At 62.1% G+C, this 22,423-nt stretch carries 19 protein-coding genes; 8 read left to right on the top strand and 11 right to left on the bottom strand.

Annotated elements, in window-relative coordinates; all coding sequences use genetic code 11:
* Positions 1–3: 3 nt before the first annotated feature.
* The gene (locus DW189_RS03000; protein ID WP_117506815.1) at positions 4–1,113 is read right to left on the bottom strand and encodes an efflux RND transporter periplasmic adaptor subunit; all 1,110 of its coding nucleotides are present in this window, start codon (positions 1,111–1,113) and stop codon (positions 4–6) included.
* 174 nt (positions 1,114–1,287) lie between these two features.
* Here DW189_RS03000 and DW189_RS02995 point away from each other — a divergent pair, with 174 nt between their 5' ends.
* Positions 1,288–1,461 carry a histone H1-like protein Hc1 gene (locus DW189_RS02995; RefSeq protein ID WP_018696039.1) on the top strand — a complete coding sequence of 58 codons (174 nt, stop codon included), beginning with the start codon at positions 1,288–1,290 and terminating at the stop codon, positions 1,459–1,461.
* A 108-nt stretch (positions 1,462–1,569) separates the two neighbouring features.
* Here the strand turns inward: DW189_RS02995 and DW189_RS02990 are convergent, their stop codons facing one another.
* The 5 genes from DW189_RS02990 to DW189_RS02970 all read right to left on the bottom strand — a co-directional run bounded on the left by DW189_RS02990 (position 1,570) and on the right by DW189_RS02970 (position 5,970).
* Positions 1,570–3,282 carry a lipid A phosphoethanolamine transferase gene (locus DW189_RS02990; protein WP_117506814.1) on the bottom strand — a complete coding sequence of 571 codons (1,713 nt, stop codon included), beginning with the start codon at positions 3,280–3,282 and terminating at the stop codon, positions 1,570–1,572.
* Between the two features lie 12 nt (positions 3,283–3,294).
* Complete coding sequence (locus DW189_RS02985; protein ID WP_018696037.1) at positions 3,295–4,512, bottom strand: BamA/TamA family outer membrane protein; 1,218 nt, start codon at positions 4,510–4,512, stop codon at positions 3,295–3,297.
* A 4-nt stretch (positions 4,513–4,516) separates the two neighbouring features.
* The gene (locus DW189_RS02980) at positions 4,517–5,035 is read right to left on the bottom strand and encodes a hypothetical protein (protein WP_055201849.1); all 519 of its coding nucleotides are present in this window, start codon (positions 5,033–5,035) and stop codon (positions 4,517–4,519) included.
* Positions 5,036–5,137: 102 nt separating this feature from the next.
* Positions 5,138–5,551 carry a DoxX family protein gene (locus DW189_RS02975; RefSeq protein ID WP_032135665.1) on the bottom strand — a complete coding sequence of 138 codons (414 nt, stop codon included), beginning with the start codon at positions 5,549–5,551 and terminating at the stop codon, positions 5,138–5,140.
* Positions 5,552–5,616: 65 nt separating this feature from the next.
* Positions 5,617–5,970 (bottom strand): nuclear transport factor 2 family protein, encoded by a 354-nt coding sequence (locus tag DW189_RS02970; protein WP_232045561.1) that lies wholly within the window; start codon positions 5,968–5,970, stop codon positions 5,617–5,619.
* Positions 5,971–6,174: 204 nt separating this feature from the next.
* On the opposite strand from DW189_RS02970, the gene DW189_RS02965 reads away from it, so the two are divergent.
* The gene (locus DW189_RS02965; protein ID WP_055201853.1) at positions 6,175–6,645 is read left to right on the top strand and encodes a low molecular weight protein-tyrosine-phosphatase; all 471 of its coding nucleotides are present in this window, start codon (positions 6,175–6,177) and stop codon (positions 6,643–6,645) included.
* 128 nt (positions 6,646–6,773) lie between these two features.
* Here DW189_RS02965 and DW189_RS02960 read toward each other — a convergent pair whose 3' ends face one another.
* Both DW189_RS02960 and fabG read right to left on the bottom strand, forming a co-directional pair.
* Complete coding sequence (locus tag DW189_RS02960; protein ID WP_022333184.1) at positions 6,774–7,652, bottom strand: PorV/PorQ family protein; 879 nt, start codon at positions 7,650–7,652, stop codon at positions 6,774–6,776.
* Between the two features lie 267 nt (positions 7,653–7,919).
* Entirely contained in the window at positions 7,920–8,666 is a 747-nt protein-coding gene (gene fabG / locus DW189_RS02955) for a 3-oxoacyl-[acyl-carrier-protein] reductase (RefSeq protein WP_018696030.1), read from the bottom strand.
* Positions 8,667–8,837: 171 nt separating this feature from the next.
* On the opposite strand from fabG, the gene glyA reads away from it, so the two are divergent.
* The 6 genes from glyA to DW189_RS02925 all read left to right on the top strand — a co-directional run bounded on the left by glyA (position 8,838) and on the right by DW189_RS02925 (position 15,654).
* A complete protein-coding gene (gene glyA, locus DW189_RS02950) occupies positions 8,838–10,118 on the top strand; it encodes a serine hydroxymethyltransferase (protein ID WP_117506812.1) in 1,281 nt (426 codons plus the stop codon).
* Positions 10,119–10,130: 12 nt separating this feature from the next.
* On the top strand, positions 10,131–10,811 hold the full coding sequence (locus tag DW189_RS02945; RefSeq protein ID WP_117506811.1) for a DUF2461 domain-containing protein: 681 nt from the start codon (positions 10,131–10,133) through the stop codon (positions 10,809–10,811).
* A gap of 196 nt (positions 10,812–11,007) precedes the next feature.
* Positions 11,008–12,900 carry a PTS mannitol transporter subunit IICBA gene (locus tag DW189_RS02940; protein WP_117506810.1) on the top strand — a complete coding sequence of 631 codons (1,893 nt, stop codon included), beginning with the start codon at positions 11,008–11,010 and terminating at the stop codon, positions 12,898–12,900.
* 8 nt (positions 12,901–12,908) lie between these two features.
* Positions 12,909–13,172, top strand: coding sequence for an HPr family phosphocarrier protein (locus DW189_RS02935; protein ID WP_117506809.1), 264 nt, complete (start codon positions 12,909–12,911; stop codon positions 13,170–13,172).
* Entirely contained in the window at positions 13,169–14,770 is a 1,602-nt protein-coding gene (ptsP, locus tag DW189_RS02930) for a phosphoenolpyruvate--protein phosphotransferase (RefSeq protein ID WP_232045564.1), read from the top strand. The genes DW189_RS02935 and ptsP overlap by 4 nt, the downstream gene beginning before the upstream one ends.
* Before the next feature lie 35 nt (positions 14,771–14,805).
* Positions 14,806–15,654: an alpha/beta hydrolase gene (locus tag DW189_RS02925; protein WP_022333191.1), complete on the top strand. Its 849-nt coding sequence runs from the start codon at positions 14,806–14,808 to the stop codon at positions 15,652–15,654.
* 134 nt (positions 15,655–15,788) lie between these two features.
* On the opposite strand, the gene DW189_RS02920 is transcribed toward DW189_RS02925, so the two are convergent.
* From DW189_RS02920 to DW189_RS14565, 3 genes are all read right to left on the bottom strand, one after another.
* Positions 15,789–16,769, bottom strand: coding sequence for a FecR family protein (locus DW189_RS02920; RefSeq protein ID WP_022333192.1), 981 nt, complete (start codon positions 16,767–16,769; stop codon positions 15,789–15,791).
* A gap of 40 nt (positions 16,770–16,809) precedes the next feature.
* Positions 16,810–17,421, bottom strand: a complete 612-nt coding sequence (locus DW189_RS02915) for an RNA polymerase sigma-70 factor (protein ID WP_022333193.1) — start codon at positions 17,419–17,421, stop codon at positions 16,810–16,812.
* 191 nt (positions 17,422–17,612) lie between these two features.
* Positions 17,613–22,412 carry a glycerophosphodiester phosphodiesterase family protein gene (locus DW189_RS14565; RefSeq protein ID WP_232045565.1) on the bottom strand — a complete coding sequence of 1,600 codons (4,800 nt, stop codon included), beginning with the start codon at positions 22,410–22,412 and terminating at the stop codon, positions 17,613–17,615.
* Between the last annotated feature and the right edge of the window lie 11 nt (positions 22,413–22,423).

Below are 22,423 nucleotides of genomic sequence, written 5' to 3'. Positions count from 1 at the left end.
GCGTCACTTTTTTTCGGGGATGACCTTCATACCGTCGTGCAGTTTCTGCTGTCCGGCCGTTACCACCAGTTCCCCGTCGATGAGCCCTTCGTCGATGCACCACATCGACCCGTACGTGTCACCCGGGATCACCCGGCGGTACATGGCCGTGCTGTCGGTGCGCACCACCCAGACCGAGTTGACGCCCTGCGCCTGGCTCACGCACGCCTGCGGAACGACCACGCGCGGCCGTACGGGGCCTACGCTGGCCTCCACACGGGCGAACTGCCCGGGTTTGAGCGAACGGTCGGGGTTGGGGAACATCACCACCAGCACGAGCGTCCCGGTCGTGCTCGACACGTCCTTGCGCGTGTAGTCGTAAAGCCCCTCGTAGGGGTATACCGTGCCGTCGGCCAGCATCAGGCGGATGTCGGTAAGCAGCCCCGCGTTGTCGAAGATCGAGGTGCGCGGCCCCGCCGCGCGCAGGTATTGCGCCATAGGGATCGCCACGTCGACGGTCAGCGTATCGATGTTCGAAATGGTCGTCAGCACGCCGAATTGCGTGCCCGGCCCCACGTAGTCGCCCACGTGTGCCGAGGTGTTGGAGATGATGCCGTCGATGGGCGAGCGAAGCTCCGTGTAGCCGACGTTCATGCGGGCGCTGCTGAGGGTTTGCTCGGCCGAGCGGACGGTGGCTTCGGCGGCTTTGTACTGGGCCGTATACTGGTCTAACTGCGACTGGCTGATGGCGTTGATCCTGGCCAGCGGCACGGCGCGGTCGTAGTTGTTGCGGGCTTCGACGGCCTGTGCCCGGGCCGATTGCAGGGCGGCCTCGGCTGCGAGCATCGAGGTCGAGAGCTGGTCGGGGTCGATCGTGAACAGCAGTTGCCCGCGCTTCACGGGCATGCCGTTGGCGAACTGCTTCGTAAGCAGGTAGCCGTTCACGCGCGGCTGGATCACCGCGTCGAAATTGCTCGCCAGGTAACCGATGAACTCCATGCGGTTGGGGACGCTGTCCGTGACGGCTTCGGCCACGCCGACCCTGAGCGGGGGCATGGCGGTTTGGGGCTTGTGCCTGCGGCACCCCGCAAGGAGTACGGCGAGCAGCCCCGTGATAAGGAAAAGTCTGTTCATACCGGGATGTTTTACGCCCTTGCAGGGACAAAAAACGTACCGTGAACAGGGTGAGAGTTAGTTAAAAAGGGGGTTTTATGCTAAAAAAAGCTGATTTTTTTGGCTGCAAATGATGATGTTTAGATAATTTTTATATCTTTGCGTTGATAACAAACCCAAATTAATATAAAAGTTATGAAAGAATTAGTAGCAAAGATCAATGCCGAATACGAAGTATTCGCAGCAAATGCAGCAGCACAGGTAGAGAAAGGCAACAAGGCCGCCGGTACGCGTGCCCGCAAATCAGCACTGGAGATTTCGAAGCTGATGAAGGAATTCCGCAAGGTTTCCGTAGAGGCTGCGAAATAATCGCCGACTACAAAGACGCAACAAAGGCTGTCCTTGCGGGCAGCCTTTGTTGTTTTCGTGCCGCATGCGGAGTGCTCCCGCGGCAAGCCGGGCGGGCACGGGTGCAGGTCAGGGCTCGATGCCGAATTTGCGGAATACCTCCATGTCCTCCCCGGCGAGGCCCGTCTTGCGGAAGGGTACGGCCTCGTTGTGGTCGTTCAGATAACGGCGCGGCCGGGTGCGGTCGTAGCCCGCGTTGACCAGCGACACGCCCGTGTCGATGTAATTCCCCCGGATCGAAGCCATGTCGGCCATGGTGTGGAACAGCGCGTGGGTCGTGGCGGGTACCGTGGCGTTTGCCTCGGCGGCAGCGGCCTTGTCGGGGAAATTCTGCCGGTAAGCGTCGGAGAACCACGCCAGCGAAGCGACGTAGAGCTGGTAGGCCGTCGTCGTGGGCGAAGCGTGCAGGAAGCGTTCGCGCCTGTCGTCGAGGATGTCCTCGCCGTGGTCGGCGCAGTAGAGCAGCGCCGACGAAGTCCCGCGCAGTCCGCGCAGGTACTGGATCGTTTCCGAGAGGAAGAAATCCGTGTAGAGGATCGAATTGTCGTAGGCGTTGCGGAGCGTCTGCACGTGTTCCCGCGAGATCGCCACGTCGTCGTCGGGGCGGAAATGCGCGAACTCGCGCGGGTAACGCTGGTGGTAGCTGAAGTGCGAGCCGTAGCAGTGGAGTATGAAGAGCATCTTCTGCGCCTTGTTGCTTTCCACGGCGCGGCGCACCTCGTCCAGCAGCTGCATGTCGTGGCGCGGCGAGCGGATATAGATCAGGTGGTCGGCGTCGCGGGCGAGTTTGTCGATCATGGCGCCCTGCGGCGACTGATTGGAGATGAACCAGGTCTCGAAACCGGCTTCGTTGAACAGCACCGGGAGCCCCTTGCGGCGGTAGAGTTCGGGGTGCTCGTCGGTCGCAACGGACGAGAGGATCAGCGGCACGCTCTTGTGCGTGGTGTTGCTCTGCGTGAGCATGTCGCGGAAAACGATCAGGTCATCGACCTGCGAAAGGCGGGGATTCGTCTCGCGGTCGTAACCGTACAACTGCCAGTTCATCGCACGCGAGGCTTCGCCGATGACGTAGACGTATATCTCGCGCCCCGGCGCCTGGGCCGTGCGCGACGCACCGTAGGTGAAATCCTCCGAGGTCTCCTCGAAATTGTAGGCCTTGCAGAATTCCGTGGCGCTCAGGTGTACGTTGTAGAGCACGTTGAGCGGAAAGATCTCGTCCCGCAGCACGTGCCGGTCTTCGCTCACGCGGTAGGCCGGCCACAGCGCCAGCATGCCCAGCGCCATGAGCACCGCCCCGGTCAGCCCGACGTTCATGCGCGTGGTGCGCGATATCTGCCGTTTGTGCCCGATTTCGCGCGCGGCGAACCACAGCAGCGGCAGGTACATCACGCAGACCAGGATCACGGAGGGGTAGATGTTGCTCAGCAGCTCGCCCGCCTCGCCCGGGTTGGTCGTCACCAGGTTGGTGAACATGTCCGTGGCGATGATCGAGTTGCCGAAAAGGTACAGCAGCACGATCTGGAACGCGCACAGGAAAATGAACGGGAACGCCAGCCAGATCATTATGCCCGAACGGCGCAGTGCCACGCTCCACATCATATAAAATCCCAACGGCATCAGTATCAGCGCCTCGACCGTCCATACGGAGTAGGGTTCGGTGTTGGCCAGCACGCAGTTGGGGATAATCAGCGCGACAAAGAAATAGACGGTCAGCAGCGTGGTGAAACGGCTGCGGGTTTTGACCGTCCGTCGCCTGTTATTTTTATTCGGATCAGCATTCATATCTTTACTAACCTAAAAAGCTTCGTTCAGGCTCAGCAGGAACCCGCTGGTTTTCTTGCCGAAGCCGTAATCGAGCCGCACATTGACCCGTTTTTTCAGCTCCCACCTCAGGCCGACGCCATAGTTGGGAAGCGTTTCCGACCAGTCGAACCGGTCGAGGCTCTCGAATACGTTGCCGGCACCGCCCCATACCGTGCAGCCGATACGCCGCCAGATGCGCTGGCGCAACTCTACCTGGAAGGTAATCATGTCGTTGTCCGTATAGCGCCCCTGGTAGTAGCCGCGCATGCGCTGCGAACCGCCCATGCGGGCCAGCATCGGCCACGGGGTGCCTTCGGAGTTGAACTCCGCGTAGAGGTCGGTGGCGATCAGTCCCCCTTTCCATACCTGACGGTACCAGTCGGCCGTGAAGGTCGTGCGCCACAGCGACTTGCCGCAGTTGCCCAGCCCCTTGGCGAAGAAGGTCTCCTCCAGGCTGACATAGATGCCCCGGTACGGGTTGGGGATGAAGTCGCGCGAGTCGTACTCGAGGATGGCCCCGATGCCGGTGGCCGTGTAGTGCGTCTTCTGTCCGTACTGCGACAGGTAACGCTCGCTGCGGGCGTCGAATTTCTTGCCCTGCGTGTGCTCGAAGCTCAGGATGCCGCCCACATAGGTGTTGGGCAGCACGCGGTGCAGGTAGCGCCCCTTCACGAGGTAGCGTTTTTCGTTGTACGACCCCTCTTCGTTATACCGCCCGTCGTGGTAGCCGATGCCCCACATGTCGCGGGGCGCCGAGGCGAACATTACCGTGTAGTCGATGCGTTTGCTGTTGCGGGCGAAGATGTTGTTGCCCGTGACCCCCAGAGCATAGAACCCCGAGATCGAGACATTGGCGAAGATCGAGATGTCCGAGGGCGCCGTCACCGAGTCCGTACGGTCGATGCGGTAGAGGCCCGCGGCCAGCAGCCCGATGCCGAGGCTCGTATTCTTCGAGTAGCTCGGGCCCCCCGCGAAGGTGAAGTCGATCTTCTTTTCGAACGTGCGGTCGGTGGTCGAACCTTCGAAATATTTTACGACGCGGCGCAGGAACGGCGGGCGTTTTTCGGCCTGCGGTTCCTCTTCCTCCGGAAGCGGGGTGTATGTATAGTGCAGCGTATCGCTGCCGTTGATGTATACCTCCTGCTCCTGTGCCCGTCCGTGCAGGGCGCAGCCCAGGGTGAAGCATACAACGGCTATCCTGCGCAGCATCCGGCTATTTGTACTTCTCGATTGTTTCGTAGAAATCGGCCTTGTCCTGCTCCGAGAGCACGCCCTTGCGCAGGAATACCAGCTCGCCTTCCTTCGATACGATCATCAGCACGAACTGGTTGTTGCAGTCGCCCAGCTCCCATGCCGTGCTCAGGATACGATCCTGGTCGGCCAGCACCAGCGCGCCGTTCTTGGCCGTGCGCTTCTTGGCCATGTTGCGGGCCATGCCGTTGGGAACCATCGGTGCATCCTTGAGGTTCATCACCCCGAAGCCGTAGATGTTGTCCCCCTGTGCGCGGTGGTTCTCCTCCAGCTCGACCGTGAAGTCGTTGTTCTGCTTGTGGCGGTCGGGGTCTACATAGAATATCATCAGGTTCTTCTCGCCCCAGTACGGCAACTTGGCCGGTTTGCCGTCGAGGTCGAGCACTTCGACATTGTTCACTTTGCGCGGCAGTTCCTGTGCTGCGGCTGCGGATGCCGTGAGCGAGAGGGCCGCCAGCATCGCGATTACTTTCATCTTCATTATATTCTGTTTTTTGGTTTTAAATGAAAACAAATCGGGACAAAGTTACAATATTTCCGCCAACATACCGACCGGCAGGCGATCTAATATTGTTCTCTTCGTTCAATTTTTTCGTTTCGCAGGGAAAAGGGCCGTGTCGAACGCATAGAGCCCCCCGCCGGACATGGCCAGGAACACATAGACCCCCAGCCAGGTGAATGCCAGCGTCCCGAAACCCGGGGCGCCCCAGAGCAGCACCCCGAGGATTCCCGCCGCCATGACGATGGCCGATGCCCGTACCCACAGACCCATGATTATCAGGGTGGCGAGCACCACTTCGACCAGCGAAACGATGACGAATACGGCCGGGCTGCCGGCGAATGCGAAAGAGGGATACGAGTTGACGATCTCGTTGTAATCCTGTATTTTGCCTATGTTGTGGAAGAACATCATGCCTCCCGCGAACAGGCGCATGTACAATACGGCCCAATCCATGTGCCTGCATTGTGCGATCCGTTCACCGATTCTTTTTTCCATGCCCCGTGCCGTGCAATTTGCATTCCAAACCCCCGCACGGCGAATATCCGGCACGCCGCACCGCCTCAATCGTCCTGCCGGGCGAAAGACCAGTGCGTATGTACGATCTCCCAACCGCCGGACGTTGCGGCCGTGTAAACTTCCGTGCAGTGCATCCTGAACACCTGCCCGTCCCTGAGGGCCTCGTAATCGTATGCCAGGACGGCAGCGCCCGGCGACAACCGCACGACGGGGTCGATCATCCGGTACGTGTCGATCCTGACTTTGCCCCTGACCGTGCCGTAGTACTCTCCGAGGGCTTTTTTGCCGATGATTTTGCGTCCGAGAGCCGGGTCGAAATAGACTACGTCGCCGGACGTGAGTTCCAGGAACCCGTCGGGGTCGCCCTGGTTCCACCGCTCCAGTGCCCGCCGTTCCAATGCGATGATTGCGGCTTCGGGATCCCCGCCGCAGGGGGTGTGGTTCGTGTGTCGGTTCTAAAATTAAATAAATTTAGGATGTATGCCGTGTCGGACTTGTTATACCGCGGGTTGCCGGCACAGGCTCCGCCTTTTGGACGGGCAGCGGCACGGCACGACCCGATAAATTTGGCACTCCTCGCGTCTTGTACTATCTTTGCAGCCATGGAAACAAAGATACTTTTCGTTTGTTTGGGGAATATTTGCCGCTCTCCGGCTGCCGACGGAATCATGCGGCACATCGTCCGCGAACGCGGGCTCGGGGCGGAGGTTGCGGTCGACTCGGCCGGGACATATGCCGGGCACACGGGCGAACTGCCCGATGCCCGCATGCGGCGGGCTGCGTCGCGCCGCGGTTACGAACTGACGCACCGTGCCCGGCAGATCCGCGAGGAGGACTTCGGGAAATTCGACATGATCGTGGTGATGGACGACCGCAACTACGAGCACGTACACCGGCTGGCGCCGTCGCGTGCGGATGCCGCCAGGATCTTCCGTATGCGGGAGTTTTTCAGCCGCCATCCCGGCTGGGATCATGTTCCCGATCCCTATTACGAAGGGGCCGAGGGCTTCGAGCTGGTGCTCGACATGCTGGAAGACGGCTGTGAGGGAATCCTCGCACACCTCGGGAAATAGGCTGCCGGAATACCGGGCGGACGGGTGCAGGTGTCATTTGTCGGAAAACCCTGCCGGCACCGCGGCTCGGAATGCGAAACACCGGCCCGGAAGTACCCGGGCCGGTGTTTTCATGTTCCGGAAATCCCTTAGAAATCGAGACCGAAGCTGATGCTGTACGTGTTGTGCAGCAGTGTCTCCTTGCGTGCGATCAGGTAGGCGAAATCGAGGCGCAGGTGCAGGAACCGCACGCCGGCGCCGACCGACCCGTAGGTGGGGTAGTAATTCCGCCGTTCGCCGTAGTGGTAGCCTGCCCGCAGCTGGATGAGCTGCATGAGGTTGTATTCGGCGCCTACGGACATCTGGAACCCGCGCACCCGTGCCGGGGAGAAATAGTAGCCCCAGTCCGCCCCGACGGTTATTTCGTGGGCATCGGAGAGGAACGTATCCAGCGCCACGCCTGCCGTGAGATCCATCGGCAGCGTATAGTCCGTTTTCCCGAGGTATCCGCCCAGGTTGCCCAGCTTTCCGCCGACGCGCAGCGTGGAGTAGCTGCCGACGTTCTCCAGCGGCATCGACCATGCCGCGCTCAGGTCGACGGCCAGTGCGTCGGCCGTGTCGTCGGGGCGTTTGAGGTGCATGTAGCGCCCCACGATGCCGACGGCCCACCTGTCGCCCAGGCGGCGCGAATAGCCCAGGTCGACGGCCATGTCGTTGTTGCCCCGTTCGCGCAGGTATTGCCGCCAGCCGATCTGTGCCAGGTTGACGTTGTCGAACCGGCAGAACCCGGTCACGGCATAATAATCGAATTCGCCCTGCCCGTAGTAGGACGAGGAGACCTGCGAGGGCATCTGCGAAAAGATGGCCGTCGCCGAGTTATTATAGATGGCGTGCGAACCCGACAGGGTCGTCATGGCTACGCCGCCCATGCCGAGCGCCTTGGCGTCGGGTGTCGGGAGCGTAGCCTCCTGCGCCGTCGCATACAGCGCGGCGGCGAGGAGTGCCAGGGTGGTTGTCAGACGTTTCATACGGCAAATATAGCAAAAAAGATGCAACTTGTATTCCGGGGCGCCGGCTGCGCCCGTTCCGCGGGCACGAGATCCGCTTCAGGAGCGCTGCGACGGGCTCGAAGAGGTGCGAAAAGGCTTCTGCCGACGGAGCGTAAGCGTGCGGAACTCCCGGTAGGATGCGAATATAAGAAAAGTGCCCGCCGGATTTGTCCGGACGGGCACTTTTCCTTTTCGGCCGGTGTCTCGCGGCGCGGTTTTCCGTATTTCTATGGCCTGTACCGCCTTTTAGCAGTTCATCGCGCCGCAGCAGTGGATCACCTGCCCGCTGACATACGACGAGAGATCCGATGCGAGGAACAGCGCGACCTTGGCCACATCCTCGGGCGTGCCGCCGCGGCGGAGCGGGATCTGCTTGTACCAGCCTTCCTTCACCTCGTCGGGCAGCTTGTCGGTCATCTCGGTCATGATGAAGCCCGGGGCGATGGCGTTGGCGCGGATGCCGCGCGGGCCCATCTCCTTGGCGATCGACTTGGCCAGGCCGATCATGCCGGCCTTCGAGGCCGAATAGTTGCACTGGCCCGCGTTGCCGCTGACGCCCACCACCGACGACATGTTGATGATCGAACCGCTCTTCTGGCGGGCCATAATGGGCGTCACGGCATGGATGAAATTGAACGCCGACTTGAGGTTTACGGTCAGCACGGCGTCCCACTGCGCCTCGGACATGCGCATCATCAGGCCGTCCTTGGTGATGCCGGCGTTGTTCACCAGGATGTCTATGCGACCGAAGTCCTTCACGATCCGGTCGATGACCTCATGCGTCTCTTCGAAATTCGCCGCATTCGAGGCATAGCCTTTGGCCTTGACGCCCAGCGCCGCGATCTCGGCCTCGGTGGCCTTGCCGTTCTCGTCGATCGCCAGGTCGGTGAACGCCACGTCGGCGCCTTCCTTGGCGAATTCAAGTGCGATGGCTTTGCCGATGCCCCGGGCAGCACCCGTTACGACAGCCACTTTTCCTTCGAGTAATTTCATAACTTTCAACGTATTAAGAGTTTCGGTAAAATATTCTGTTTTTCCTTTTTTCGTCCAAAAGACGAACAAAGTTAAGAAAAATATTTTGAAACGTCCCGCCGCCGCCGGATTTTCGCCAAATATTACTAACTTTACCCTCCGTAAACGGAATTTCGTAAAACCCTTAACGATATGAAAAGAGACACCCAGATTTTCGATCTGATCGCCGCCGAGCGCAGCCGTCAGATGCATGGCATCGAATTGATCGCCTCGGAGAATTTCGTCAGCGACCAGGTCATGGAAGCCATGGGCTCCGTGCTGACCAACAAATATGCCGAGGGCTATCCCGGGGCACGCTATTACGGCGGCTGCGAGGTCGTGGACAAGGTCGAGACACTCGCCATCGAACGCATCTGCCGCCTCTACGGCGCCGAATACGCCAACGTGCAGCCCCACTCGGGCGCACAGGCCAACATGGCGGTATTCTTCGCCTGCATGCAGCCGGGCGATACCTTCATGGGGCTCGACCTGGCGCACGGAGGCCACCTTTCGCACGGTTCGCCGGTCAACATGTCGGGTAAGTATTTCAACGCCGTGGGCTACCAGCTCGACGAGGCCACGGGTGTCATCGACTACGACGCCATGGAGCGCAAGGCGCTGGAGTGCAAGCCCAAGGTGATCGTCGGAGGCGCCTCGGCCTATTCGCGCGAATGGGATTACAAACGTATGCGCGCCATCGCCGACAAGGTGGGGGCGTTGCTGCTCGTGGACATAGCGCACACGGCCGGCCTGATCGCCGCCGGGCTGCTGGACAACCCCGTGAAATACGCGCATATCGTCACCTCGACGACGCACAAGACCCTGCGCGGCCCGCGCGGCGGTATTATCCTGATGGGCAAGGATTTCGAGAACCCCTGGGGGCTCACCACGCCCAAGGGTGCCGTGAAGATGATGTCGCAAATCCTCAATTCGGCCGTATTCCCCGGCATCCAGGGCGGCCCGCTGGAACACGTCATCGCCGCCAAGGCCGTGGCGTTCGGCGAGGCGCTCGAGCCCTCGTACAAGGAGTATCAGGCGCAGGTGCAGAAGAACGCCCGGGCGATGGCCGAAGCGTTCGTTAAACGCGGTTACAAGATCGTTTCGGGCGGCACGGACAACCACCTGATGCTGGTCGACCTGCGCACGAAGTTCCCCGAACTGACGGGCAAGCTGGCCGAGAAGTGCCTCGTGGCGGCCGACATCACCACCAACAAGAACATGGTGCCGTTCGACAGCCGCTCGCCGTTCCAGACCTCGGGGCTGCGCTTCGGGACGCCGGCCATCACCACCCGCGGCCTGAAGGAGGACAGGATGGACTACATCGTCGGCCTGATCGACCGGGTGCTGCACGACCCCGAGAACGAAGCCAATATCGCCGCCGTACGCAAGGACGTGAACGCCCTGATGGCCGGCTATCCGCTTTTCGCGTGGTAAAATTCCGGTAGGATGAAAGAGGTCATCGACTTTTTCCGCCGCCTGCACGACAACAACGACCGTGCATGGTTCGACGCCCACCGCGCCGAATGGGCGCACGTGAAGGGACGCTTCGCGGCTTTCACGGAGCAACTCATCGCCGGGATCGCCGAGTTCGACCCTACGGTGCGCGGCCTCAGGGTGCAGGACTGCACCTACCGCATCGCCCGCGACACGCGGTTCAGTCCCGACAAGTCGCCCTATAAAACATATATAGGTGCGTATATCGCGCCCAAGGGCAAGAAGTCGGGGTTTGCAGGCTACTATTTCCACATCGAACCCTGCTGCGACAGCCTGGTGTGGAGCAACCTGCTTTCGGCGGGGCTCTACTGCCCCGAGCCGGTCGTGCTGCGCAGCGTGCGCGAGGAGATCCTCGACAACGGTGCGCAAATCGCGGCGGCCATCCGCAAGGCCAAGGGATTCGGCATCGTCGAAGAGAACAAGCTCAAACGGGTGCCTACGGGATTCCCTGCCGACAGTGAGTACGCCGAGATGCTGAAGCTCAAGGATTTCTATATTGCCAAGAAGATCACCGAGGAGTTCCTGCTCTCGGACGACCTGCTGGAGCGAACCCTCGCGGAGTTCCGCCGCACGCAGCCGTTCATCGCGATCCTGAACCGTGCCGTGCAGTTCGCCTACGAAGAGATGATGTAACCTGCCCGTGCAATAATGCAACCGCCTTCCCTGACCGGGGAGGCGGTTTTTTGTTGGCGGGAGCCTCCGGCGCGGCACCGTACGGGGGCAATAAAAGGCAAAATCCGCCGCCGCCCGAAAAAAAACAGGGCGATTCTTTGCCTGCGGAATAGGTGATTCGCGCGCTTTCCTTGTATTATATACAAGAAAGAAAGCTATGCGACAACAAATACAGAAATTCGGCAGGGCCCTGAGCGGCATGGTCATGCCCAATATCGGCGCGTTCATCGCGTGGGGATTCGTCACGGCGCTCTTCATCCCCTCGGGATGGTGGCCCAACGCTCAGATGGCACGCCTGGTCGACCCGATGCTGACCTACCTGCTGCCGTTGCTGATCGCCTATACGGCCGGGCGCAACGTCGCCGGCGAACGGGGCGGCGTAATCGGGGCCATCGCCGCCATGGGCGTCATCGTCGGCAGCGACATCCCGATGTTCATCGGAGCCATGGTCATGGGCCCGCTGGGCGGGTATACGATCCGGTGGTTCGACAAACTTACGCAGGGACGCATAAAGGCGGGCTTCGAGATGCTCGTGAGCAATTTCTCGATAGGCATCCTCGGTATGCTGCTGGCCATACTGGGCTATTGGGTCATCGGCGGTGCGGTGACGGGGCTGACGCTGCTGGTCAGCAACGGCGTGGAGGTCGTGATCCGCCACGGACTGCTGCCGCTCGTGTCGCTTCTGGTCGAGCCGTCCAAGGTGCTGTTCCTCAATAATGCCCTGAACCACGGCATCTTCTCGCCGATCGGCATCGAGCAGGCCCGCGAAACCGGGCAGTCGATCATGTTCCTGCTGGAAACGAATCCCGGGCCCGGGCTGGGCGTACTGCTGGCCTGCTGGTTTTTCGGCCGCGGCAATATGCGCCAGTCGGCACCCGGCGCCGTAATCATCCAGTTCTTCGGCGGTATCCACGAAATCTATTTTCCCTATATCCTGGCGCGCCCGGCGCTGATCCTCGCCCCTGTTGCGGGCAGTGCCGCCGGGCTGCTGTTCTTTTCGCTTGCCGGGGCCGGACTGGTGGCGCCGGCTTCGCCCGGCAGCATCATTTCGGTGCTGGCCATGGCTCCCAAAGGCCAGACCCTCGTCGTGCTGGCCGGGGTGCTGATCTCCACGGCGGTGTCGCTGCTCATGGCGGCGCCCTTCGTCCGGCGTGCCGCCGCTGCGGAGGATATGCCGACAGGCGCAATCCCCGCCGCGCAGAGCGGGGCGCCCGCCGTAAAGGCCGCGCTGCACTTCCCGGCACATATCCGCAAGGTGGTTTTCGCCTGCGATGCGGGCATGGGGTCGAGTGCGCTGGGTGCCACGCGGTTTCGAAAAAGGCTCTCCGATGCGGGCATCGGCACGGCGGTCGGCAACTGTGCCGCGGACGGCATTCCCGCCGATGCCGACGTCGTTGTCTGCCAGTCCGTGCTGGCCGGGCGGATCGCCGGATCGGCACAAGGAGCCGCGCTGGTCGTGATCGACAATTTCCTGGCCGACCCGGCCCTCGACGCCCTGTTCGCCCGGGTGGCGCAGCAGGACGGTGCGGACACCCTTCCCCGAGCCGGCGGTCTGCCTGCCGGGACGGCGGACGCACAGCCCTCCGACGCCGGCCTGCGAAGGGCGGACGATGCCGCGGGGCGGTCTCCCGGCGAGGTCTTGCGCCCCGGGAATATCCGAACGGGACTTTCCTCCGAACCCAAGGAAGCCGCGATCCGGCGGGCCGGGGAACTGCTCGCAGCGGGCGGATATGTCGAACCCGGATATGCGGATGCCATGCTGCGCCGCGAGGAGTCGGCAACGACCTATATGGGCATGGGCATCGCCATTCCGCACGGCACGTCCGACGCCAAGAAGTGCGTCCTGCACTCGGGCATCGTGGTGCTGCAATACCCCGGCGGGGTTGCGTTCGGCGACGAAAAGGCATACCTCGTAGTGGGCATTGCCGGCGTGGGGGACGCCCATCTGGATATCCTGGCCCGGCTGGGCGAGGTATTCGGGGACGAAGAACTGTTGCGGAGGCTGACGACCGAAGACGATCCGCAGGCGATATACGAAGCACTGAAATAACTACCTATATGACAACCGGAAAAGTAACGATTACCGCCCCGAACGGCATGCATGCGCGGCCTGCGGGCGAACTTGTAAAGTTAATCAGGGGGCTTGCGCCCGCCAGGATCACCCTGCGCACCGCAGCCCGGGAGGCCAGTGCCGTGAGCATTCTTTCGCTCCTGGCATTGGGGCTCAAACACGGCACCGAAGTGGAAGTCTGCGCCAAGGGCGGCGACGAAGCTGCAGCCGTGCGGGCCGTAACGGAGTTCATCGCCGGCATCCGCGAATGATGTTCACGATCCGAGGAATCCCGACGGCGGGGATCGCCGTCGGGACGGCGTTCGTGCTGCAACGCCGCGCATCCGCCGCTGCTACGGCCGCGGCAGGCGACCCCGTGGCCGAGGCCGGGCGGTTCCATGCGGCGCTGGAGCGTGCGAAGGCGGAGCTGTCCGCACTGGCAGAAGGGGAGGCTGTTTTCGCCGCCCATCTGGAGATGGCCGGCGACCCGATGCTCGCCGGGCTGGTCGAGGGAAGGATTGCGGAAAAGCACCTGTCCGCCGAGCAGGCGCTCGGTGAAGCCTGCGAAGAGGTGTGCGGCATGTTCGCGGCGCTCGACGACGACTACCTGCGCGGACGTACCGACGATGTGCGGGACGTATGCGCGCGTATCGGCCGCATCCTGTCGGGCGAAACCGCTCACGACCCCTTTGCCGGGCTGGCTCCGGGGACGATCGTGGTGGCCGACGAACTGGCGCCTTCGGATACGGCACAGATGGATTTCGGCAGGGTCGCCGGGCTGGTGACGGCACACGGAAGCGTGACGAGCCATGTCGCGATCATCGCCCGGAACAAGGGCATCGCGGCGCTGGTCGGCGTTGCCGGGTGCATGCGGCAGGTCAGAACCGGCGACCGGCTGATAATCGACGGGGAGCGGGGCGAACTGATCGTCGACCCCGATCCGGCTACCGGACGCAAATACGCCGCGCGGCTCGAATCGCTGCGCCAGGATGCGTTCCGCTGCGCGGCGGATGCACAGGCGCCCGCCGTCACGCCCGCCGGGCGGCGGATCACGGTGCTGGGCAATGCCGCGAACGTCGACGAAGTGCGACGCGCGCTCGATGCAGGCGCCGAGGGCATCGGACTTTTCCGGAGCGAGTTCCTCTACATGCAGGGCCCGGCGCTCCCCGACGAAGAGACGCAGTTTGCGGCATACCGTGCCGCGGCGGAGCTTTGCGGGGCACGTCCGCTGACTGTACGGACACTTGATATAGGCGGGGATAAAGCATTGCCCTACATGCACTTCGAGCCGGAGGAAAACCCGTTTCTGGGATGGCGTGCGATCCGGGTTTCGCTGGCCATGCCGGAGCTGTTCCGCACCCAGCTGCGGGCATTGCTGCGCGCGAGCGCATTCGGCAACGTGCGGGTGATGTTCCCGATGATAGCTTCGGTCGGGGAGTTCCGCGCCGCCCAAGCGGTTGTCGAGACCTGCATGGCGGAACTCGACGCAGAAGGGGTTGCCTACGACCGCGACATAGCGCTGGGGGTGATGATCGAGACCCCGGCCGCCGTATTCATCGCCGACGAACTGGCTGCCCGGGCGCGGTTTTTCAGCATCGGCACCAACGACCTGACGCAGTACGTGATGGCTGCCGACCGCGGAAATCCCCGCGTAGCCTACCTTTGCGACGCATTCGACCCGGCCGTGCAACGCAGCATCGGCATGGTACTCGACGCCGCGCACCGGGCGGGTATCGAAGCCGGGATGTGCGGCGAACTGGCCGCCGACCCGCGCGCCACGCAGCGCCTCGTGGCGCTCGGTCTCGGGGAATTCAGCGTCGGCCCCCCGGCCATCGCCCCGTTGAAACACCGTATACGGACTGACAAATAATTTTTATCTTTATCCCAACGTCTAAAACTCGAATTATGAAGAAAACAATGCTCCTGCTCTTCGCCCTCATGCTGTCGTCGGCGATTTGTGCGCAGGATTACCACGTTGTCCTGTGGGACAACACGACGGCACCCACCTCGAACGGGCTTTCGGGCGACGAGGTCGAATCCAAGCCCGGACAGTGGAAAAACACGCAGACGGCCGAAATGTGGATTTACAAGGCCGGGGACAATGCCACGGGACAGGCGCTCGTGTTTTTCCCCGGGGGCGGCTATTCGTCGCTCTCGGTCGGCAACGGACATAAGGAGGCCCAGTGGTTCGCCCGGAACGGCATCACGGCCGCGGTGGTGAAATACCGCCTGCCCAACGGCCACAGCGAGGTTCCGCGCAACGATGCCGACGAGGCGCTGCGCGTGATGCGTTCGATGGCTGCGGAGCTGAACATCGACCCCGCGAAAGTGGGGGTGTCGGGGACTTCGGCCGGGGGTTACCTCGCCGGGAGCGTCGGGACGCTTTCGGACGTGAAGCCGGGCTTCATGATCCTCTTCTACCCGGTGATCTCGGCCGACCCGGACAAACGTCACAAGGGGACTTTCGTACAGCTGCTCGGCGCCGAAGATGCCGACAAACCCCTTGCACAGGAGTTCTCGCTCGAGAAGAAGGTCGATGCCGCCACGCCGCCGACGCTGTTGTTCCATTGCGACGACGACAAGGTGGTACCGGCCGTGAACAGCGCGCTGTTCTACCAGAAGCTCAAGGAACACGGCATCAAGGCCACGCTGCACATCTATCCGTCGGGCGGCCACGGCTGGGGCATGAACTCCCGCTTCCGCTATTACGACGACTGGCAGAAAGCCACGCTCGACTGGCTTTCGACGCTCTGATCCCGCGGCGCCTGCGGCCCGTGAAACGACAAAAGAGGCTCCTTGGGAGCCTCTTTTTGTTGTGCGGTTCTGCCGGCACCGGTGCCGCGTGCGTCCGATCCCGGGAATCCGGCGGCCGGTATTCCCCGCTGCGCTTATTTCTTGCGGTAGATGACCTCGCAATGCTCGCCCGTGAGGTATTCGACGATATTGAGCACCTCTTCGAGCGAATTGGATCGCTGGTAATTGAACGTATAGCGTTTGTCGCCGTAGCGTCCCGGCACCGAAAGCCGCACGCCGAAGGTCGTCTCGATGTGCGAGATGATCTCGTGCAGCGTAGCGTCGGACATCGTCACCAGGTCATACTGGGTCAGCACGAGGTGCGAAGCGTTGACCTGCGTAATGGCGAGGTTGTCGTCCGCAGCGTCGTACAGGGCGCGCTGGTCGGGTTGCAGCGTCACCAGGTTGACCCCTGCGGGCGTCTGAAGGCGTACGGAACCGTGTTCGAGGACGACTTCGGCCTGCTGCGAACCTTCGTAGGCCTGCATGCAGAAGGAGGTGCCCAGCACGCGCACGCGCAGTTTGTCGGTGGACACGACGAACGGGGCGGCTTCGTCCCGCGCCACCTCGAAGAAGGCCGCGCCGGCCAGCTGCACGTTGCGCTGCGTCGGGCCGAAGGCTTCGGGCAGCGTCAGTTTCGTACGGGCGTTGAGCCACACATGCGTGCCGTCGTCGAGCGTGACGGTCGTCACCGCATCGCCCGTGTTCTCGTAAACCCGGTATATGTCGGGTGTCGAGAGGAAATGCCATGCCGTGCCGGCGCAAACGGCGAGCAGGACGGCGGCAGCTGCTCCCAGCGTCCACCGCACCAGTCTGCGGCGACGGGTGGATCGCTCGCCGGCGACGATACTCCCGATCCGATGGTCGGTGCTGCGCATGAACGACGCGAAGCGCGACAGGTCGGTGCTCTCCTCGAAGACGCGGCGTGCCCCCCACAGGCTCTTCAGTTCGAAGAAGTATTTGCGGTGCTCCTCCGACTCCTCCAGCCACGCGAGAAGGTACTTTTCCTCCTGTTCCGAAGTCTCCCCGGCAAAATATTTTTGTATGACTGAGTCCATTATAATCGTATCGTCCATTTGTTCTGTGTCCGTTTAGTATACAATCCACGGGAGAAATCTACCCAAGCGGATGGGAATTATTTTGTAAAAAAATGAAAAACAGCAGCAGAATCAGCTCCGATTTCGACAATTTTGCCCGCAGTTGCCTCAGGGCAAGGTAAATATGGTTTTCGACCGTGCTCTGCGCAATCCCCATCTGTTCGCTGATCTCGCGGTGGGAGAACCCTTGCAGGTAACTCAGCGAAAAGACCTCGCGGCATTTGGCCGGGAGGGCTGCGATCGCCTCGTTGATGCTCGTGCGCAGATCCTGCGAGTAGAGCTTTTCGATGACCGGATTCCGGTCGGGATCGTAATAGGCGTAGCCGATACTTTCGATACGTTCCTGGTAGTAGGAGCGGTAGCTGCACGCATGGCGGTGCTTGTTGACGTAGTTGACCGACTGGTTGTAGACCGAGCGGAGCAGGTACCCGTAAAGCGATTGCCCCGGGTCGAGCGCCTCGCGGCGCACCCATACGTTAACGAATACGTCCTGCACGACGTCCTGCGCCCAGTTCCCGTTCAGGAAGAGGCGTGCGTAGGCCGTCAGCGGCGCATAATAACGGCCGCACATCTCGTCGAAGGCTTCACGGCTCCCGGCGCGTATGGCGGATATGAGTTCTGCAGGCTCCATGTTCGTATCGTATGCACAAAGTTAGAAAATATTTGCAGATTGGCGAGCCCGCCTGCCTTTTTTGTTTTCCGCAGGGCAATAAAAACGGCGGCGGGCATGATACCCGCCGCCGTCGGCTGTCGGTCGCGCCTTCAGGGAACTGCGGAGTGCCGGGTGAAATCCCCGGGCACAGGCGCACCGCCCTGCGGCAGTCAGTTGGCCGACACGAATGTCCTGGTGAGGAGCTCCTTCAGGGTCTCGGGGTTGTTGGTGGTGATGAAATCCATTCCCCATGCGATGCAGGTCATCATGTCCTGCACCGTGTCGACCGTCCATACGTTCGTGACCATGCCGTTGGCATGTGCCTCCTTGACCCATTCCGGATTGCCCGAATAAGCCGAGAAGCGGTAGTCGATACCCCCGATGCCGTCCTGCCGGACTGCGGCGGGAGCCAGGTCGCCGTTCAGGTATTGCACCATGGCACCCGGAAGGGCGTTGACGATGCGTTTGCAGGTCGTATAGTCGAAAGCGATGTATTCCACACGGTCGGTCAGCCCCTTTGCCTTTACAGCCTCGATGACGGCATCCGCCGCACGGGCGTTGTTGGCGGCCGAACTGTGCCTCTTGATTTCGAGGATCAGCTTGGTGTCCGCATTTTTCGTGGCCTGCTCCAGGTAATCGTCGAGCGTCGGGAGCTTTTCGCCGTTGGCGAGCGTCAGATCCTTGATCTGGTCGTAATTGACGTTCTCGATCACGAGGCTGCTCCCGGGAACGGTGCTGTCGTGGTTGATGACGACCTTGCCGTCGGCCGTGATCCAGACATCGAACTCCGAGCCGTAGATGCCCAGCTCCTGCGCCTTGGCGAGCGCAGCTACGGAGTTTTGGGCGGCGCCGTCCTTGTGGTAGCCCCTGTGGGCGATCACCCGGGGTTTGGCGACTCGGGCGGGATTATTCGAATAGGTGAGCTGCGTGATGCCCAGCGGGTACTGGTTCTGGCCGCGCATCAGCACCATCCGGTACCTGCCCGAGGCAAATCCGTTCGGGATGCGCACCGAAAGCGACTCCGCTGCGGCCGACCCGTCGAGCGTGAAAGCCCCGGCACTGCCGGCGAGCGGTTCGAAGCGGATCCTGTCCCCGGCAGCAAACCCCTTGCCGTAGAGCGTGTAGGTGTAATCGGCACCCACCTCGCAGCCCGAAAGGTAGAGCAGCCCGGTAATGTTGATCGCGGCGGGCTGCTGGTCGCGTTTGACGGTTTCCCACAGAGCCTTCACCTTTTCGGCCGTGAGCGGGGCGTCGTAGACGCGTGCGATGGCCACGTCGCCTTTCCAGGCGTTCTGACCCACGGTCGCACTGGCGTCGACGCCGATGCCGAACCAGTAGCTCGTCGTGGTGGTGGGCGGCACGTAGTTGCCCGGGGCATCCATCGTACCCTTCAGCTCGCCGTCTACGTAGATGTAGGTCTTGGCCTCCTGCTTGTTCCATACGCCCACGACGTGGTAATAGCGCCCCGCCTCGGGGTTGATGCCGCTCTTCGTCCATACCCAGCTGGATTTACCGGTCGTGCTGACGTTGGGCAGGAAGGTCAGCTCCGTACCCCTGTCGGCCTTGCTGATAAGGAACCCGGTGCCGCCGCTCGACATCGAACTGAACATCTTCAGCTCGGCCGAACCGTCCGACTTCTCATCCAGCTTGAAGAGCGCCTCGAGCGTGTGCCCGTCGGCGAGTGCATCCTGGAACTGCTTGTTGGCCGAGTAGTCGGCCTTGTAGAACCCCTCGTTGACGGACGTGCCCGGCGTGTGGTTGAAATGGGCCGCATACCTCGAGTAGAGGTCGTTGTAATAGGTCATCATCGCCGTACCTTCGAGCGCCCGCACGGGCGTTGCCGACGGGGAGTTGTCCATGGCCGAACCGTCGTTGCGGAACACCACGTCGAGCAGGTCGGCCGTCGGAAGGAGCGGCTCGCCGCCGCTGTCCATGGTCGTGGCGTTCGCCGTTTCCGACCAGTCGGAATCGAGGCTGCCGACCGCCTTGACCTTGGCCCAGTAGGAGGTGTTGCTCTCCAGGTTGGTCAGCTCCTGCGACGTTGCCGTGGACGCGATGCCGGTCTTGTAGGCATACTCGCTTTCGGGGGCTGAGGCCGAACCTTTCCAGTAGGCGACCGTGTAGGAAGTCGCATCGGGGACGGCGTTCCATTTGAGCGTCAGCCTGTCGGCCGCCGCTGCGGCGTCGAACGAAACTCCGCCCGGTGCTGCGGGTTTGGTCGCGGGGGTGATGGCCGTGCAGGTGACGACCACGTTGTCCAGCAGGGCGCGTTTTTCGCTCGTCGAGATCACGATGCGGCAATCGGGCGTCACGTTCGTGAGGGTTGCCTCGAACTCGCGGAACCGGGCTTTGGCAGCCGAAATATCCACAGGGTCGGCCGCGGAGACCTCCGTGACCGTGCCGGTGATGGCGCCCTTTGCGCCGAGCACGGCGCCGCGGACGGCCTTGACGAGGATTTTCCCGGCATCGGCGCCCGAACCGTCGTATTTCTCGCTGTAAGCCTGTGCCGAGAAGCGCACCTTGACGGTCGCCGCATCGGGCAGGGCGGTCAGTTCGGGGGTGTAAAGCGAGGCGGCCGCACTTCCGGCGCCCATCTTGACATAGCCCGGGCGGCCTGCGATGTTGCCCGACTTGCCCCAGGCCGCAAGGCCCGTGCCCTCGGTGTAGGGCGCAGCCACGCCGCCGCCGCTGAACACGTCGAACTCATTGGCCGTACAGCGGGTGGCCGAGAACCCCGAAGGATTGTCGCCCGAAGCTGCGGCGTAAGTCCCGCGGTTCGAGCTCGGGGGATAGTAGCCCGCGGCGAAATTGGCGATGTCGCCGCCGTGGATCACCCTGGAGAAATCTTCCGCCAGGAGGATGTCGCCCGCCTTTGCCGAGCCTGCCGTCGTGGCACCCGCCTGCGGCCCTGCGGCGGCAGTCGCATATGCGAGCGGGTCGGAGAAGAAATCGTTGGTCTTGTCGTCCACGCAGACGTAGTAGGTCGTGGCGGGGGCCAGTCCCGAGAAGGTGAAGCGGAAGCGGTTCCCGGCCGTGATGCCGAAGACGTTCGAGGCATTCCAGCCGACGACCAGATCCTTGCATTCGGCGTCGCTGTAAAGTTTCACGTGGTAAACCTGAGCACTGCTGTTGACACACGCCTGGCCGTCCGCACGGGCCCATTCGACCGTGAGGGTCGAGGAGGTCGCCAGCACTTTCGACACGACGATCCCGGCCTGTACCGGGGCTATGTCCGTCTTCTGCGACACGACGGCAGAGTAGTCCGAATCGTAGTCGGGGTTGTTGTAGCGGCACGCCTTGACCTTCGCGTGGTACTCGGTGCCGGCCTCCAGTTCCTTGAGCAGGTACGAGGCCGAGGTGATGCCCTCCGCTACCGTGGCGTCCTTCTCCTCGGTGCCGTCGGCCCACCATGCCACCGTATAGGAAGCCGCCCCGGCCACTTCGTCCCATTCGAGGGTCAGCTTGTCGGAATAGACGGCTTCGGCGTCGAATTTCACGTTCGCCGGAACGGTGAGTTTCTCCAGCCTGGTCTCACCGTCGTAAACCACGACGATGTCGTCGAGCAGGTAGCGGGTCTTGTTGGCGCCCGCCTGTGCGGGGTTCGAGGAAAATGCGATGCGCGACGTGGGCGAGAGGCCGTCGAGCGTCACCGTGAAGGTTTCGAACCGGCCTACGGCCGACGAGATGTCCACGACCTTCGAAGCCACAACCGTGCCCTTCTTGCTCACGACGTTGTTCGTGCCGAACTCGGCGCCCTCGATGGCCTCGACCACGATGTCGCTGCCATAGACGTTTTCGCCTTCGGCATAGGCGCTGGCCGAGAAACTCACCGTTACGGTCGTGTTCTTGGGCAGGGCCGCCAGCTCGGGCGTATAGAGGATGCCGATACCGCCGCCACCGCCGCCGCACTTGATGTAGCCCGGACGGGTCGAGGTGTTGCCCGACGACCCCCAGCCTTTCATGCCGACGCTTTCGATGTACTCGGCCGACGTGCCTCCGGTGAATACGTTGAACTCCGTCGTCCAGTTGCAGACCGGACGGTCGCCGTCGGCCTGCGGGTTCTCGCCCGTGGCGGGTTCCCACGTCTTGCGGAACTCGGTACCCGATACGGCGTTGTAACCTGCCGCCGAGCGGACGATGTCGCCGCCGTGGATGAATGCCGCGAAATCCTGCGCCAGCACGATATCTCCGGCCTGTGCCGGGTTATTCTGCGAGGCTTTGGGCCCGGCCTTGGCCGTGGTCCCGGCGACGACGGGGGTCATGATGTTGCCGAAGCTGGCATTGGTGACCCGGGCGTAGTAGGTCGTTTCGGGATCGAGCCCCGAGAAGGTGAACCTCACGACGGGATAACCCGCCAGGGCGGTGAAGATGCCTTTGTCCGACGCGAGTTTTCCGTCGGCCAGCCAGCTGACATGCAGTTCGCTGCACGCCTCGTCACGGAACAGTTCGATGTTGTAGAGGCGCGTGGCGTCGGTCGCCGCATCTTCGGTATACGACCACTCGTAGGTGAGCGTCGACCCCGTCGCGGCATTGAGCGTGAGCTTCGGGTCGAGTTCGAGGATACCCACCGAGGCCATCAGCATGGCCGGCTGCTCGTTTGCCGTGACGTATACCCAGTCCGAAGTGGAGGAGTAGGGGTAGTTGGCCCTGACGCGGCCGTAGTATATCCGGTCGGTCGCCAGGTCGGTGAATTCATGGTAGTCGATTGCGTCCGTGGTCTTGCAGAGCGCTTCGCTGACGGGGTTCATATCCCCGTCGACGAGCTGTACGGTGTACGATGTCGCGCCGCGGATGAAATCCCAGCAGATCGTAAGCGACGTGGCCCCGTATTCGAGCAGTTTCACGTTCTTCGGGGTCTTGGACTTGTTGGCCCCCGATATTTCCACGCCGTCGTCCTTGCAGGCCGTCAGCGAGACTGCGGCCGATAGCGAGAAGAGGGCGAACAGAATATATAAAATGCTTTTTTTCATGATTGTTGTCC

The organism is Alistipes sp. AM16-43 (assembly GCF_003435745.1).
Lineage (GTDB): Bacteria > Bacteroidota > Bacteroidia > Bacteroidales > Rikenellaceae > Alistipes > Alistipes onderdonkii.
Note: the sequence above shows the minus strand (reverse complement) of the source record. Positions and strands in the feature narration are given on the sequence as shown.

Bases quoted from the DNA above. Each gene is read 5' to 3' on its own strand.
- DW189_RS02935 (WP_117506809.1), top strand. From the start codon at position 12,909: ATGACAACCGGAAAAGTAACGATTACCGCCCCGAACGGCATGCATGCG.
- DW189_RS02925 (WP_022333191.1), top strand. From the start codon at position 14,806: ATGAAGAAAACAATGCTCCTGCTCTTCGCCCTCATGCTGTCGTCGGCG.
- DW189_RS02980 (WP_055201849.1), bottom strand. From the start codon at position 5,035: ATGAAGATGAAAGTAATCGCGATGCTGGCGGCCCTCTCGCTCACGGCA.
- DW189_RS02995 (WP_018696039.1), top strand. From the start codon at position 1,288: ATGAAAGAATTAGTAGCAAAGATCAATGCCGAATACGAAGTATTCGCA.
- DW189_RS03000 (WP_117506815.1), bottom strand. From the start codon at position 1,113: ATGAACAGACTTTTCCTTATCACGGGGCTGCTCGCCGTACTCCTTGCG.
- glyA (WP_117506812.1), top strand. From the start codon at position 8,838: ATGAAAAGAGACACCCAGATTTTCGATCTGATCGCCGCCGAGCGCAGC.
- DW189_RS02990 (WP_117506814.1), bottom strand. From the start codon at position 3,282: ATGAATGCTGATCCGAATAAAAATAACAGGCGACGGACGGTCAAAACC.
- DW189_RS02920 (WP_022333192.1), bottom strand. From the start codon at position 16,769: ATGGACGATACGATTATAATGGACTCAGTCATACAAAAATATTTTGCC.
- DW189_RS14565 (WP_232045565.1), bottom strand. From the start codon at position 22,412: ATGAAAAAAAGCATTTTATATATTCTGTTCGCCCTCTTCTCGCTATCG.
- DW189_RS02940 (WP_117506810.1), top strand. From the start codon at position 11,008: ATGCGACAACAAATACAGAAATTCGGCAGGGCCCTGAGCGGCATGGTC.
- ptsP (WP_232045564.1), top strand. From the start codon at position 13,169: ATGATGTTCACGATCCGAGGAATCCCGACGGCGGGGATCGCCGTCGGG.
- fabG (WP_018696030.1), bottom strand. From the start codon at position 8,666: ATGAAATTACTCGAAGGAAAAGTGGCTGTCGTAACGGGTGCTGCCCGG.
- DW189_RS02985 (WP_018696037.1), bottom strand. From the start codon at position 4,512: ATGCTGCGCAGGATAGCCGTTGTATGCTTCACCCTGGGCTGCGCCCTG.
- DW189_RS02960 (WP_022333184.1), bottom strand. From the start codon at position 7,652: ATGAAACGTCTGACAACCACCCTGGCACTCCTCGCCGCCGCGCTGTAT.
- DW189_RS02945 (WP_117506811.1), top strand. From the start codon at position 10,131: ATGAAAGAGGTCATCGACTTTTTCCGCCGCCTGCACGACAACAACGAC.
- DW189_RS02975 (WP_032135665.1), bottom strand. From the start codon at position 5,551: ATGGAAAAAAGAATCGGTGAACGGATCGCACAATGCAGGCACATGGAT.
- DW189_RS02965 (WP_055201853.1), top strand. From the start codon at position 6,175: ATGGAAACAAAGATACTTTTCGTTTGTTTGGGGAATATTTGCCGCTCT.
- DW189_RS02915 (WP_022333193.1), bottom strand. From the start codon at position 17,421: ATGGAGCCTGCAGAACTCATATCCGCCATACGCGCCGGGAGCCGTGAA.